Origin of the sequence: Streptomyces adustus (genome assembly GCF_009377175.1) — a bacterium.
Taxonomy (GTDB): Bacteria; Actinomycetota; Actinomycetes; order Streptomycetales; family Streptomycetaceae; genus Streptomyces; species Streptomyces adustus.
The window spans coordinates 1-13,757 of record NZ_VJZD01000244.1; the positions used below are offsets into that span (position 1 = coordinate 1).

Genomic DNA, 13,757 nt, shown 5'->3' on the forward strand with positions numbered 1-13,757 from the left:
GGCGGCGGGGGTGGGAGGGGTTCAGGTCTCGGTCGGCCGGTGCGGGGCGACGATCCGTCCGTCGGGCAGCAGGTCACCGGTGTCGTCGACTATGTCCCGTTGCACAGCAGGCTCCAGCCCTGCTCCGGGTGGCCGGCCACCACGGCAGCGGCCTCCCGGTCCGGGCTGTCAGCCGTCGGGCACGGCACAGCGTGCTGGCACAGCGAGCGGGACAGACAGCCCGGCGCGGTCACGGGCGTGGTCAGGGCGGGCATGAGGCCTCCCGGCGGGGGTGATTGGTCGCGCGGCTGCGCGGCTCCCCTGGACCGCGCACAGCCCGGCCCGCTGCGGATGCGCGGGGGCCGGGCTGTGCGGGTCAGGCAGCCGACAGAGGTGGCGGTGTCGGGCTGGGCAGGGTCAGCGCCGTTGCTGGCGTTGACAGTTGAGGTAGGCGTCCTGCAAGCGGGCGAAGGCTTCGAACAGCCGCTGTCCTGTGGAGCAGCGGCTGGTGTCGGTGCACAACGTGCAGGTGGCGCGGTGGGTGCGGTGCGCGGCGGCCGCCGCCTGGTAGCGGGCGAAGAGGTCGTCCCTGGTCATCCGCGGGGGCGGTCCTCGCTGCGCTTGTTCGTCTCGGCGACCTTGCGGGACAGCTCCGCGCGCTCTTCGTCGGTGAGGCGCAGGACGGCGGCGGTCATGCCGTCACCTCACCGTGGGTCGCGCCGGCGGCCGCGAGGCGGGCCCGCATCTCCGCCACGGTGCGCGGAGCGCGCCCCTCTGCGGGGATGCGGGCGTCCTGCTCACGGACGATGGCCAGGAGGTGCTGCCCGAGACTCCGATGAGCTTCATCGGTCGTGGTGGTGCATGAAATGCTGTCAGCCACAGGAACTCCCATTCCTGTCTGGCGGCCCCGGAGCTCTCACCTTCCGGGGCCGCCGCCTGTGACTGGCCGGACGGCCAGCCACGGCCCGCCTCCCACCCTCGTCGGCGGAGGTGGGAGGGGGACCGTGGCGGATCGTCAGGCGGCCGGGGCGTACGCAGCCGGAGTCCGGCCCTCGCGGACCAGGCGGTCCGACGTTGTCCAGGTGTCGCCGACCGCGTACGGCTCGGCGTCGGCGCGCATGATGTCGCGGACGATGACCGCCCACAGCGCGGTCCGCCGGAGCAGGGCGCTCGCACGCTCGGGGTCCCGGATGACCGCGAGGACCTCGTACGCGCTGATGCTCGTCTGGTAGATCGCGCCGACCGTGCGGGGGCCGATCTCCGCGTCGACCCGGGCATCACGCTGCGGGTGAGGGCGAGCGCCGGACGTACCCGGCCGGTCTGGCGTCTTCTCGTGCGGAAGCGGGCGCTTGGGCAGCGGGGGCCGGCTGGTCAGGGTCGGGGTGGCTGTCATGCTGGGCATGTGGTGGGTCGTCCTCTCGCGAAGGGTGACCTGCGACAGGACCCCCGGGGGTGCCACCCCGGGGGTCCGTCACATGAGTGCGTCCTGCGCACTCCACGGTCGGCCAGCCCGCGCTGAAGCGGGCTGGCCGACCGTGGGCAGCGCAGGGCTGCGGATCAGTTCTGCTGTGTGGCGCGTCCGGCGTCGCGGGCGTCCATCTCATCCATGAACTGCACGTATTCGGCCTGGTCCATCTCCTCGTACGTCCGGTGCATCTCCGCCAGGGCGGCCTGCTCCCTCTCGTACGCGGTCATCTGCTCCTGGTCGCCTTGCATGGGCCCTCCTAGTCGTCAGCGGGTGAGGTTCGTCCTGGGCGCCCCGCCGACCACCGCGCCTCAGGCTTGGCGGGCGCAGTCGACGGCGGCCACCGCAGGCTGCGGAACGGTCAGTGCATCGGGTGCTTCGGGTGCAACGTGGTCAGCGGCACGGCGGGAGCGTCGGTCGGGACCTCACCGACGGGCAGCTGCGCGCGCCGGGCGTCGGTCCTGTCAGCCTCCAGCGCGGCCGATGCCCAGGCCATCTCCCGCAGAATCCACGGACCGCGCCCGACCGGCTGCCGCCGCGCAGCAATGTGGGCGACGGCGCGGGCCGGGGCCGGCGCGGGCTTGGGAAGCACCTTGGTGGGACGGCGAGAGTCGATGGTGGGGCGGGCCTCGATCAGCGTCGTGCTCCAGCTGCCGACAGTGACGTCGATGGTGACGCGGCGGTCGCTACCGGCCGTGCAGCGGCGCGTGTTCGGGGTGCCAGCGGGGTCGGTGTGGTGAGGGACCAATTTGGGGGTGCCATTCATGCCGGTGATGGGGCACCAGGTGCGGCAGTCGGGGCAGACCATGTGCTCCCGGCCGGGAGCAAGATCGATCTCGGTGGCCGCGAGGGTGGAAGCGAGGATCGGCGGACGGGGGTTGACCTTCTTGGTGCGGGTCTTACGGCACCGCTTGCGAGCCGTCGGGGTGGCGGTCGTGGTCAAGGTGACTCCTCATATCGGAGGGGCGGGACGCGATGCCTTCTCCGCCCACCAGGCCGCGCAGGCCGTAGCCCCGCGCCCTGATGGACGGACAGCACATCTGTCTGCGCTGCGCACTGCAGGAGCCATGACCCGGGGGATTTGGTGGTGCTATCACCCCGGCCCTCCCCAACTAGGGGAAGGGGCGTCCTGCGGTCTTTCAGTGAGGAACCAAGGTTCCGTCTCCCTCGTCCAGCGCCGCTCCAGAAGCGGTTCTGGGGGAGAGAGTCGGGTCCGTAGCGGACCCGGCGACAACCTCGCTAACGAGGTTGCCTGTCTCAGTAGAGGCCATCATCGCTACCAATGTCAATGACCTCGTTACCGAGGTTGAGGATTTCCGGTATCCTGTCCCAGCCACCCCAACCCGCCAGGTCACCCCACAAGGCACCTCGGTAGCAATCACCCATAGGATCGTTACCGAGGTAGGGAGACAGATGGCAGCAGACAAGTCCGGCACACAGCCCACCAAGGCTCAGCAGATCGCTGACGAACTGAAGGCAGCGATCGAGCGAGGCGACTATGGGCCTGGCGATCGTCTGCCGGGAGAGAAAGCACTGGCTGAGCAGCACGAGGTTGCCGGTCTCACCGCCCGTGCGGCGCTGAAGATCTTGCGCACGGAAGGCCTCATCGAGATGAGGAAGGGAGCCAGCCCTCGCGTCATGTCGTTCGAGCTCATTCGACGCCACGGCATCAAACGACTGGCCCGTGATCAGTGGGGAAGCGGAAAGACGATTTGGTCCGCAGACGAACGACTGCCAGACGTCGATCAGATCGCTGTCTCGGAAAACGTCACGCCTCCGCCCCACATCAGGGACGTGTTTGAGCTGGCTCCAAGCGAGACGGTCTGCGTACGAAGCCGTCGGTACCTGGTGGACGGACGCCCTGTCATGGTCGCTGAGTCGTACTTGCCTCAGTCGCTGGTTGCGGGATCCCTCATCACGCAAGCCGACACAGGCCCTGGTGGGATCTACGCTCGCCTGACGGACCTTGGCCACGCACCGGCGCGCTACCGAGAGGAAGTCCGCGTACGCATGCCCACGGTCAGCGAGGCTGCCCGCCTCGCCATCCCCTCTGAAAGATCGGTCATCAAACTGGCCCGCACGGCCTTCGACTCTGAAGGTCGAGTCGTAGAGATCAACGAGATGACCATGGATTCGGCCGCGTACGTGCTGGACTACGAGTTCGACGCTTAGCACTTCAACTCCGGCACGATGGGCCTCCACCCGATGGCTCGTTCTGTGGGGCCATCACACCCGGCGCGGGCTCGAAGGAACATCACGAAGCGCTCGTCACTTTGGTGCACGAGTTTCTCAACGTGTTTTCAACGAGTAGCTACACACAGGTTTTCGGGGCCCGCGCTTAGGCTCCGGATCATGGTGAAGACGGAGGCTGACGGAGTGGGTAAGCGCGCAGGGTGGCGCCCCGACAAGCTCAGGGAGCACCGGGAGCGGCACGGGCTGACGTTAGAAGAGGCCGGCGAGCGGCTCCGGCTGGTTGCCGAGCAAGCCGGGCTGAAGGACGTACCAGCCGCGAACCCTCAGACTCTGAGCCAGCACGAGACGGGCGAGAGCTACCCCGGGCCGCCGTACCGGCGGGCCTACTGCCTGCTGTACCGGGCGACGGAGCCGTCGCTCGGGTTCCGGCCAGCGCTGCCGGGTGAAGAGACCCAGTTTGAGGTCACTCCGCTGCCTGAGCAGCGAAATGGTCTGCATGTCGTAGCTGTCGAGCGGGCGCTGACCCGGATCGCGGACGGCAACGGCTTTGACAGCTACCGATGGCAGCAACGGGTGATGGAGGCGTGGAAGCGCCGTCGTACCGGCGGCGACCCGCACAAGCCGTGTGTGGTGCTGGTGGGCGGGTTCGCGGGCTCGGGGAAGACCGAGTTCGCCCGATTCCTAACGCAGTTGACAGGCTGGCCGCTGGTCGACAAGGACCCGTTGACGCGACCGCTGGTGGAGCCGCTGCTGGTCGCGTTGGGGTCGCAGGCACATGACCGGCACACCGATCTGTACCGCGAGCGGGTCCGGCCAGCCGAGTATGCGGCGCTGATGCAGGCCGTCTACTCGAACGTGTCGTGCGGTATCAGCACCGTGGTGACCGCCCCCTTCATCGCTGAGCTCACGGACCAGGCGTGGATGGAGCGCCTGATTAACCGGTGTGCGTCACATGGCGTCGATGTGGCGCCGATCTGGGTGCAGTGCGATGTGGAGTCGATGCACGAGTACATCTCGCATCGCGGTGCAGCCCGGGATGCCTGGAAGCTGGAGCGGTGGGAGGAGTACGTCGCCACCATCGACGTTGGCCTCCGGCCGGTCGTCCCGCATCTCGTGGTCGACAACCGGATGGGGGGCGCGATCTCGCTCGCGGATCAGGCCCGACAGGCGATCGGGGCGGTGCCGGTATGACGCACGGTGTCGTCCTCTACGGCCCGCCGGCCGCGGGCAAGGACACCGTCAGCCAGGCCCTGGCACAGCTCGACGATCGCTACCGGCAGTTCGAACGGCTCAAGGTCGGGACGGGCAAGTCGGCTGGCTACCGGATGGGCACGGCGGAGCAACTGCGCGAGCTGGAGGCCGCGGGCGACGTCGTCTACGCGAACGCCCGGTACGGCAACATGTACGTCATCGACGCGCCCGGTCTGGACGCGGCATTTGAGGCTGGGGTGGCGGTGGTGCACCTCGGCCAGGTCGACGGCATCCGGGCCCTGGTCGACGGCTACCCGGCCGACTGGTCTGTGGTGCTGCTGTGGTGCCCGCGCGAGGTGACCGAGCAGCGCTCTGCGGGGCGCGGCGACAGCGATACCTCGGCGCGCCTGGCGGCGTGGGACGCGACCCGCAAGGACCTGGACTCGCACCCAGGCACGATCTGGGACCTGGTGGTGGACACCACGACAGCGTCTCCGCAGGACACGGCGCGGCTCATCGACCAGCTGCTGGCGCAGCGGGCGGGAACGACGACGACATGAGCTCGGGTTATGGCTGGGCAAGTCGGTCCAGGGCGTCGGTGAGCGTGAGCTCGCCGTCGTCCTTGACGTCGTCCCACCGTGCCAGTGTGGACGCGGCCGCGCGCAGCATCTCCGGCGGCAGGCCGGCAGCCGCGAGGGTGTCGGCGGCTTCCTCCAGTTCCGGACCCCAGCGCCAGGCGCGGGCCGCGGTCTTGGCGACGTACTGCGGCTCGGAAAGGTATGAGTCGGTGCGCCGGGAGGCGACCTCGATGAGCTCCTGGTCGACGTCGTGCTCACGCGCCATGCCGATTGCGAGCGCCACCAACACGCGCGATGTCTTCTGGAAGCTGGCGTACGCCAGCTTCAGCGCGGACGCCTTCCCGACCTCCGTGCCCAGCACCGCCGTCTGCACCGCAGTGCCCGCGAACAGCGCCTCAACCCGTTCGGTCGCATCGGCCGGGCCGGAGACGTACAGGGTCGGGGTCTTCCCGCGCGTCGGAGGAGAGCCCACGACACCGCCGTCCACGACGATCGCGTGCGGTTCGAGCAGCGTGGCGATTCGTTTCGTGCGTTCGGGGTTGATGGCGTTCGCCTCTACGTACACCCCGGCGAAGCTGTGCCCGGCAACGTCGCGGGCCAGGTCCTCAGCTGCGGCCGGCGGGCAGAGACTGATGACGATGTCGCTGCGGTCCAGCAACTCGGACAGCGTGGCCACAGGCGTCAGCCCGAACTGGACGGCGCGCTCCAGAGTTGCGGTGCTGCGCCCGGTCTCGCACCACAGGACATTGGCCGCGTTGGCTGCGGCGCAGGCGGCGAGGGCGGCGCCCATGCTGCCAGGGTGGAGGATGCCGACGATCGGCTGGTGGGGCATGGGGTTACTCCGCAGAGTGGGTGAGGAGGTAGTCGATGGCCTCGGTGACGTCCTCGACGGTGTGATGGGGTGCGACAAGGCCCCCCGGCCAGGGGCGACCGTCGATCCAGATGGTGCGGAGCCCCGCCTGGTAGCCGCCAGCGATGTCGGTTTCGGGGTTGTCGCCGGTCATCCAGTCGCCGGGCGTCAGCTGGGTGCCGCAACGTGCGGCTGCGAGCTCGAAAAGCCGGGAGTCTGGCTTACGGACGTCAATGTCACCGGAAGCGGCGATCCCGTCGATCAGGTCCGCGAGGCCAGTTGCCCGGACCTTGGCGCGCTGAATGTCGCTGGAACCATTGGTCGCGACGCCTATGTTCCACCCGGCGGCCTTGAGTCGTGCCAGGCTGTCGAGGACGGCGGGCCGACAGTGCACGGCGGATGCCATGCGGTCCACGTAGACGCGCCACAAATGATCGGCTGACTCGTTCAGTTGAAAGGTGTGGCGCAGACGCTCGAAGTCGCTGTGGTCCGCGCGATCGGCCAGTTCAGTAATCAGCCAGCGCTCGATCTCGGGGCCATAGCCGTGATCGTGGCTGAGCTGAGCAAGGGCATCCGTGAAGGCGGATCTACGGTCGACCAGGGTTCCGTCCAGGTCGAAGAGAGCGAGACGCATGCCGGTGACCCTAGCTCGACGAGATTTTCACCTGTCATACCACCAACTACACAGCCCAGAGTGAACATTTATGTATAGTTCTGGATCACGTGAGAAGAGAGGGACCAGTGTCTGACCTACTCGATGCAGTCGACGCTCTACTCGCGCGGCCGGACACTATGCCATCGCCGGAAGTCCGGGCACGCCTCCGCAAAGCCGACGGGCTCACCCAGGAAGAGGTCGCCGAGGTCTTCGGCGTCACCAGGGTCGCGTTCCATCGCTGGGAGACCGGAACGGCCAAACCTCGCCGCCGCCACCTGGAGGCTTACGCCCGACTTCTAAGAGGTTGGGCAGATAAGCACCCACAAGTAATGCCTGGTGAAGAATCGACTCACCGAGAAGCAGGTTAAGAAGACCGATGCGCTCCCGATCTCCATAAATGCGAAGCGGCCCCTGTCGCCACAACAGGAGCCGCTTCCAAGCTCGACTCGCTCGCCCTACCAAAGCTTCGAGTCGTGAGCAGCGAGGTGACCTCGTCTGCCGGGTGATGCCCGTGGGCCATTGGCCCGCGTGGTCACCTATACCCAGAGTATGCGCAACAAAGAGCGCAACGCCACTACTCCGGGTCTGGCGCTAGATCACATCTGCTGGCCGCGGCTCCCCTACCTGGGGAGATGACCCAGTTGCGTCGCCTGTTCTACCGTCCGCCGACCGTGCGGACTACCTCAAGCCCACCGACTACGCCAGAGTGCGAGGCCTTCCCGGCCGCCGCCCTCCACCAGCTGGTGGAGGTGACCCGGTGATCCAGCACATGAACCTGGTCTTCAAGGCCGAGGGGCTGAGCGTGGGCGAGGGCGCGTTCCTGATGGCCTGCTGCAACCACACCGACGACCGTGGGTACGTCATCGCGTCCATGCCGCAGCTGGCCGACGAGGCGCACATGTCCCTCAGGTCCGCGCGGGACCAGAAAGTGCGCCTGGAGAAGCGTCGGCTGCTGAAGTCCGTGCCTCGGTTCAGCCCGAAGAACGGGGCGCAGATCGCGAACCTGTTCCGCGTGAACCTGGATCTGCTCGCGAGCATGAAGCGCAAGCGGACGGACTACGGACCGACGCTCATCGAGGAACTCTCGTTCGATGAGGCGCCCGAGGAAAACCCCAGGTCAACCCCCCCTGCGAAATCTGCCGGGGATGGGGGTGCGAGATCTGCACCCCTTCTCCTTCCCTCTCCTTCTCCCTCTTCTCTCTCTCCTGTCGACGGTGACGCTGAAGCCCTTGGAGACGTCCCGCCGGATGGAGAGAGAGAGAACGAGGCTGCGCCGGAGGAAGAGAACCCCCTCAAGGCTGACGTCCCGCATCAGCGAGAGGCTTCAAGCGAAAGCGCAGCAGCAGGGAGGCGGATCGTGGCCGCGTACTCTGCTGGCCTCGGCCGACCAGTCCTGAACGGCACCCGGGCCAAACTCGAGCGCCAAGCCGTCGAATTGCTTGCCCAGGGACTCCCCGAAGCCTGGCTGTGCGACCGCGCCCGGGAAATGGCCGGGCGCGGCTGGACGGACATGTTCCGGCACGTGGAGATGTCCAAGGCACCCATCACCTCAGTGACTTCCGGTCCGAGCACTCCCGGCGTGCCTGAGTGGTGCGGACAGTGCGGCGAGGGAACTCCCGCCGCCCGGCTCAACCCGCGGTTCAGGACCCTCGGGGAGCTGGGCACCGGCGAGAAGTGCCCGCGCTGCCACCCGGACGTAGCTGGCTGCTAGACCCCCTGCGCGGCCCTGTGTTGCCCGAGAAGGCGCCGGGCGGGGATTTCCCCGTCCGGCCTCGGGAACGGCCCTCAGGTGCCCACACAGACGATCAAGGAAGGAGGCCGTACGGATGCCCGAGAGGAATCTCGACTTCGGCAAGTTCGGCGCGCGCGGCATCAAGGGCCATGAGGCCGTCGCACGGCAACTGGACGCGCTCGCGGGGTACATCGCCACCCCGATCACGGCCCGGCGCGGCCTGCTCGCCCGCCTGCACTACCTCACCCGCACCGACCACGCCCGCGCCGCAGCCCGCGAAGCCGGCTTCACCGCCACGCCCCGCACCATCCGGGCCTGGCTCGCCGGCACCCGCTCGCCCTCCCGCGCGAACCTCGCAGCGATCGAGCAGGCTTACCGTGCGGTCCGCCGGGAGAACGTGGCCCGCTACCTGCTCGCCCGCCTCAACCGGGAAGGGCGCGGCACCCGCGTGGAGTTCCACCCGCTCAACCAGTCCCAGGTCACCCGCTCACACCAACGGGCCGTCGAGTACCGGACGCTGAACGTGCGTCACTGGGACCGTATCGTTGCCGCCTGGGCCGCCGACGACGACGCTGCGCTCGACACCGCATGGGTCGATGACGCTGTGGTCGACCTCGGCTCCCAGTGGGGCCAGTACGAGCACGTCACCCACATCGGCTTCGCTGCTTGATACTTGCGCGACTGGCGCGGGTGCACTGGCGATCCGCTTGCTGCAGAACCCTGCGGTCCTGAGGCGTGATCTGTAGGACGCGGCATGGCGTGGCCAAGGTGAGGGGCCGACTGCTCCTCACCTCGTCTCTGCGTTGGTTGGCTTCCTGGCTGTTTTGCGCACGTGCCATTCCCGTCACATATTTCGCACGCCAGTTCGCTTTTCGAGATGAAATCAGACTCGTCTGACCTCGCTGTCAGTGGCACGTCCTACTTTGAAGAAGGCGTATCTCGGGCATCGTCTTGGCGGGGGTATCGATGAGTAATGGCGTGTTCCATTCCGGTCTCCAGCGGATCCTCAACCTTGACCGGGAAGACCTTGGGCTGGGGAGCAACTGGCCAGGCTTGCCGGAACTCAGGGACAGCTTGCTGGTCCCCGTGGCTCAGAGGGACCGGGAGCTTCTGGTCTGCGCTCAGAAGAGCCTGGGACGCCCGTGCAAGGCTGAACAAAGCGGTGTCAAGAGTCCCCACATGTACGTACGTCGGCACCGCGGTCCCGACGGTGTCCAGCGGTTGCGCGCCGCCCATCTGCCGACGCCGCATGAGATGACGCCGGAGGAGAGCGACCGGCACAAGGCCATGAAGGACTTCCTGGCCCGCACCGGCCAAGGGGCCGGTCTGGAGGTCTACGTGGAGAAGACGACCAAGAACCGTACTTCGCGGCCGGACGTGACCATCGTGGGTGCCGGCGGACTGAGCCTGGCGTGTGAAGCCCAGTACTACAACGCCAGTGCCGACACCGTGTTGCGGCGCTCCAAGAATCATGCCGCGGCGGGACTGGCCGCCAACTGGATCACGCACGACGACAGGTTCCACTTGATCGACCGGGCCAACTGGATGCTGACCAGGTCGATGACCTGGCGAGAAATCAGCAGCGCAGCAGATCTCGCATTGATCGGCGGCTTTCGAATCCTTGTTGAGTGGCTGTGCACCGCGAGTGCTGAGCGGCCATGCCCCGATGCCCGTATCAAGACAGGCTGCGGGAAGACGCACCTGCAGTGGGACACCCCACGCCGCCAGGACGACGAAGGGACCGGATGGACCGGCCATACGGGCAACACTCGAGGTGTAACGGTCGGCCAGACACTGATCGGAGCAGCCACGGGCAGCGTGGCCTCGCTGTTCGCCGCATCTCGCAAGGACCGACGCTCAGGCGCCTACATGTGGGTGCCGGCGCAGCACCGGGACCGCTGGGCCGACTATCAGAACGATGAAGAACCTGGTAACGAAGAACAGCAACCTGCCGAGGAAGCTATCCACTTCTCCGGCAGAGACGTCGACACCACGTGCAACTTCGGCGACGACACCTTCGTCCCCAGTGCGCAGCTTGAGCGCCGCGGCCTCTACGGCGTGGAACTGACCCGCACCGTGGACCGCCCTGCCCCGCGTCGCTCCGGCCTCCCCGTTGAAGAGGACTCTGCAGCAGTCCCACCGCGAATCAACGGGTCCCCCCACCGGGTCGACGCCCCGCTAGTACCGCGGCAGCCGCTGATCCCTTCCCAGCCGTCGGCACCAGCAGCCGAGACGGAAGCCCCCGCCACTTCCCTCGCAGACGCACCATCGTGCGCTCCCACCACTCGCAGCGACGAACCCGCCCTCAGCGGACTTCCGACACCACTAATCGCACTGCAACACGCTGCCAATCTTGAACGCATCAAGCTGGAACACCTTGATTCCCCCGATGAGCGCGCACAACAGCGACGTATCTGGCTTGAGGCGGCCACCGCGATTCAAAATGCGGTGACCCACTACGCCACTACTGAGAACCTGAACCGTTTCGACGTGGAGCAGCAGCTACGACGTGCTGTGAAGACCTATGGCATGGACAAGTGATTTCGCCACAAAGCCCTGCGCAGCTTGTAGCCCCACGGAGTCTCGCTCACACCGGCATCCTTCTGGAACCAGAAGTGCAGGCAGGCCCGCCACGGGGCGAGATCTCGGCCCGATGCAACAATCCGCATGGACCCTGGCACAGACAGCAGCACAACGCTGGCGGCACACTGGAAGAAGCCGCTCGACCTGGAGGAGGTGGAGGCGATGAGCGTTGCTACCGACCACACCGGGCCCTGGACCATCCCTGACGTCCTGGCGCTGCCCGAGGACCGCACGACCCGCTATGAGCTGCTCGGAGAGTCCCTGGTGATGTCACCCGCGCCCGGAGTCCGCCACCAGCGGGCGTCCTTCCGGCTCCACGTCATCCTCGACGCAGCCGCGCGCGCGGCCGGCGCACCCGTGGAGGTCCTTGAGGCCATCAACGTGACCCTGCCCTCCGGCCTGGTCGTGCCTGACCTAGTGGTCACCGACGCGGGCGCCACGGTGGAGGACACGGTCAGCGTGGACGCGGACGCGGTGCAGCTCGTGATCGAACTCGTCTCGCCCGGCAACAAGACCATGGACCGCAAGTTCAAGCCCCTGCTCTACGCAGAGGCGGCGATCCCGCACTTCTGGCGCCTGGAGTTCGAACCCGCCCCACGTCTGATCGTCAGCGAGTTGCAGGGCGGCCGGTACATCGAAACCCTCACCGCCCTCGCTGGCGCCACCACCCGCATCCACGCCCCGTTCCCGGTCGACATCGACCCGGCTGGCCTCGCCCGCCAGTAGCAGACACCGGGGCCAACCTTCCTCCCTGCGCCAGCCGATGACGATGTGTGAGCGGACCGCTTAGCATCAACCGCGAAGCCCTGTGCGCCCTGTCGCGAGGGGCTGGATAACGGAGCCTGACGTTCCATTAAATATCCCCTACCAACATCACCATGCCTCCCGGTACCTTTGCACTGAGCGTACGAACGGTGCGAAACGAGGCTGAACGCAATGCAAGACTCCACTCCGGTTCCCGTATACCGATCCAGCCTCGCCACCTACGTCCGGAGCCTAGACCCCGCTCTCCTCAAGGCACTTCACTTTCACGAGGCTGCCATCGTGATCACGGAAACCGTCGTCGTGATAGCGAAAGTCCTCACGGATCCGAATGATCAGCGGCCTTGGCAAGAAAAGATCGAAGACTGCTTCCCCGATGGCGGCGAAGCCCTGTCCCAGACCCTGCTTTCCTTGGGCGATGATTTCGAGGCAGAGAAAACCAAGGCTTGGCTTGAGCAGTTCAATGGACAGACGTACCAAAAATTTGCCGAGAAACTCTTGGGCGCGGCCCAATATCGGCTGCTGATCGAAGCATTCAAAGAAGACGCCGCAGCGCTGGTACTGGCGCTCCGCCGAGCCGCGCGCGCCCTCATGCCATTTGCCATTGCCTGGCGGGACGCTACGACTCTGGTTTCCCAGAATCAGATCAAACCGGCAAGCCGTGCACAACTCTTGACCTTCAATACCGTCGATTTGATGGTCAGTCTGGATAAATTCATGGGCGAGAAGCTCTTTGCCTCTCTCCCCATGAGCCTTACGGGGGCGACCGAAGCAGACCTGGCATCATGGTCGAAGGACCAGGTAGACGACCTCGTGGCAGATTTCCGTGCCCTGGTGACGGAGGCTTCAACCAGAAGAGTGGAGCGAGCCAACTCTGCGCTCGTGAGGAAGATTCGCGGCGCCCGAGATGCCCTCCGCTACTCCGAAGACGGAGTTTCACAGGCAGCGAATTCCCTGATTGAGCTTCTCGACAGGATTATGCGCGAGGCATTCCCGCCTAGCGTGGTTCTCGCATGGGCTGATGAAAACCTGCCAGACGAACCAGAAATGACGCACATCAACAAGCAGGGAGTACGCCAACCGACAAAGCGAGCAGAAGCCCTGTGCTTTGTCTACGGAGGCGGCTCCGTAGACGCACTGAGGATAGAAAACCAATACGACGACGGTGTCGGACCCAGCGTGTTTCACGATATCCTGGCGCGCGTTCTGGTGTCTGCTCGAAACAAACTGCAAAAACTTAAGCACACTGACGGTGGAACACCAGAAGAGCGTGAACAGCTCTCTTCTCTGCTTGCCGCACTAGAGGGCGGGCTTATGCTCGGACTTTCCATCGGCGGGATTTCCGCCGATATTCCGAACGCTCCGGAGCTTCCAGCTGCCTGAAATAGATTTGACCGCGGAGAGCGACCAGCCTCATTCCAGAACCGATCCCGGAACTGAATTGACGCATTCTCCGAACGGGTTTCCGGGGTGGGTCGGTGGTGGGGTGTCATCCCAGAGTCCATCCCGTCGTCAGTTTTGACGCACGGGCCGGGGGTTGACGGAGCGTCAACCCAAGCAAAAAGGGGAGCCGGCCCCCTCCCTTCACTGCCGCCCTACTGCTGCGCTTTTGCCTGGATCGCGGAGCGATCCAGGCTCCAACCTGCGCGGAGCGCTGGTTGGTTGGGCGAGCGCGGAGCGGTCGCCCCGTCCCGGGCGGAGCCCGGGGCCTCCGGCGCGCAGCGCCGGGACGCGCCGCGTAGCGGCGCCGCGTCGCGTCTGCGGAGCAG

General features: G+C 66.5%; 16 protein-coding genes and 1 pseudogene. 9 read left to right on the forward strand and 8 right to left on the reverse strand.

Translation table 11 applies throughout. The annotated features are described in order from the left end of the window. Window positions 1-21 precede the first annotated feature (21 nt). The 6 genes and pseudogenes from FNH09_RS37510 to FNH09_RS37530 form a co-directional block, all read right to left on the reverse strand. A pseudogene (locus tag FNH09_RS37510) lies at window positions 22-203 on the reverse strand (DUF5999 family protein). A 193-nt stretch (window positions 204-396) separates the two neighbouring features. Continuing rightward, on the reverse strand, window positions 397-576 hold the full coding sequence (locus FNH09_RS37515; protein WP_152894346.1) for a hypothetical protein: 180 nt from the start codon (window positions 574-576) through the stop codon (window positions 397-399). A gap of 94 nt (window positions 577-670) precedes the next feature. Further along, window positions 671-859, reverse strand: a complete 189-nt coding sequence (locus tag FNH09_RS37520; RefSeq protein WP_152894347.1) for a hypothetical protein — start codon at window positions 857-859, stop codon at window positions 671-673. Window positions 860-994: 135 nt separating this feature from the next. Continuing rightward, window positions 995-1,381 (reverse strand): hypothetical protein, encoded by a 387-nt coding sequence (locus FNH09_RS49140; RefSeq protein ID WP_238427337.1) that lies wholly within the window; start codon window positions 1,379-1,381, stop codon window positions 995-997. Window positions 1,382-1,536: 155 nt separating this feature from the next. Beyond that, window positions 1,537-1,695: a hypothetical protein gene (locus FNH09_RS46860; RefSeq protein WP_156110851.1), complete on the reverse strand. Its 159-nt coding sequence runs from the start codon at window positions 1,693-1,695 to the stop codon at window positions 1,537-1,539. A gap of 110 nt (window positions 1,696-1,805) precedes the next feature. Beyond that, window positions 1,806-2,387 (reverse strand): hypothetical protein, encoded by a 582-nt coding sequence (locus FNH09_RS37530; RefSeq protein ID WP_152894348.1) that lies wholly within the window; start codon window positions 2,385-2,387, stop codon window positions 1,806-1,808. A 470-nt stretch (window positions 2,388-2,857) separates the two neighbouring features. Between FNH09_RS37530 and FNH09_RS37535 the strand changes: the two genes are divergently transcribed. The 3 genes from FNH09_RS37535 to FNH09_RS37545 all read left to right on the forward strand — a co-directional run bounded on the left by FNH09_RS37535 (window position 2,858) and on the right by FNH09_RS37545 (window position 5,388). Beyond that, window positions 2,858-3,616: a GntR family transcriptional regulator gene (locus tag FNH09_RS37535; protein ID WP_152894349.1), complete on the forward strand. Its 759-nt coding sequence runs from the start codon at window positions 2,858-2,860 to the stop codon at window positions 3,614-3,616. Window positions 3,617-3,796: 180 nt separating this feature from the next. Continuing rightward, window positions 3,797-4,828, forward strand: coding sequence for an AAA family ATPase (locus FNH09_RS37540; RefSeq protein ID WP_152894350.1), 1,032 nt, complete (start codon window positions 3,797-3,799; stop codon window positions 4,826-4,828). Then, window positions 4,825-5,388 carry a phosphotransferase-like protein gene (locus tag FNH09_RS37545; RefSeq protein WP_152894351.1) on the forward strand — a complete coding sequence of 188 codons (564 nt, stop codon included), beginning with the start codon at window positions 4,825-4,827 and terminating at the stop codon, window positions 5,386-5,388. Before FNH09_RS37540 ends, FNH09_RS37545 begins: the two co-directional genes overlap by 4 nt. A gap of 7 nt (window positions 5,389-5,395) precedes the next feature. Here FNH09_RS37545 and FNH09_RS37550 read toward each other — a convergent pair whose 3' ends face one another. Together FNH09_RS37550 and FNH09_RS37555 are read right to left on the reverse strand one after the other, a co-directional pair. Further along, window positions 5,396-6,238: a DUF1932 domain-containing protein gene (locus tag FNH09_RS37550; RefSeq protein WP_152894352.1), complete on the reverse strand. Its 843-nt coding sequence runs from the start codon at window positions 6,236-6,238 to the stop codon at window positions 5,396-5,398. 4 nt (window positions 6,239-6,242) lie between these two features. Then, window positions 6,243-6,890, reverse strand: coding sequence for an HAD family hydrolase (locus FNH09_RS37555; protein ID WP_152894353.1), 648 nt, complete (start codon window positions 6,888-6,890; stop codon window positions 6,243-6,245). A gap of 158 nt (window positions 6,891-7,048) precedes the next feature. Between FNH09_RS37555 and FNH09_RS37560 the strand changes: the two genes are divergently transcribed. From FNH09_RS37560 to FNH09_RS37585, 6 genes are all read left to right on the forward strand, one after another. After that, complete coding sequence (locus FNH09_RS37560; RefSeq protein WP_152894358.1) at window positions 7,049-7,279, forward strand: helix-turn-helix domain-containing protein; 231 nt, start codon at window positions 7,049-7,051, stop codon at window positions 7,277-7,279. A gap of 389 nt (window positions 7,280-7,668) precedes the next feature. Beyond that, window positions 7,669-8,622 carry a hypothetical protein gene (locus FNH09_RS37565; RefSeq protein ID WP_152894354.1) on the forward strand — a complete coding sequence of 318 codons (954 nt, stop codon included), beginning with the start codon at window positions 7,669-7,671 and terminating at the stop codon, window positions 8,620-8,622. A gap of 115 nt (window positions 8,623-8,737) precedes the next feature. Continuing rightward, complete coding sequence (locus FNH09_RS37570; protein WP_152894355.1) at window positions 8,738-9,313, forward strand: transcriptional regulator; 576 nt, start codon at window positions 8,738-8,740, stop codon at window positions 9,311-9,313. A 296-nt stretch (window positions 9,314-9,609) separates the two neighbouring features. Further along, the gene (locus FNH09_RS37575; RefSeq protein WP_152894356.1) at window positions 9,610-11,184 is read left to right on the forward strand and encodes a competence protein CoiA family protein; all 1,575 of its coding nucleotides are present in this window, start codon (window positions 9,610-9,612) and stop codon (window positions 11,182-11,184) included. A 126-nt stretch (window positions 11,185-11,310) separates the two neighbouring features. Further along, window positions 11,311-11,952 carry a Uma2 family endonuclease gene (locus FNH09_RS37580; RefSeq protein ID WP_420802823.1) on the forward strand — a complete coding sequence of 214 codons (642 nt, stop codon included), beginning with the start codon at window positions 11,311-11,313 and terminating at the stop codon, window positions 11,950-11,952. A 318-nt stretch (window positions 11,953-12,270) separates the two neighbouring features. Beyond that, a complete protein-coding gene (locus FNH09_RS37585) occupies window positions 12,271-13,371 on the forward strand; it encodes a hypothetical protein (RefSeq protein WP_152894357.1) in 1,101 nt (366 codons plus the stop codon). The last annotated feature ends 386 nt before the right edge of the window (window positions 13,372-13,757 follow it).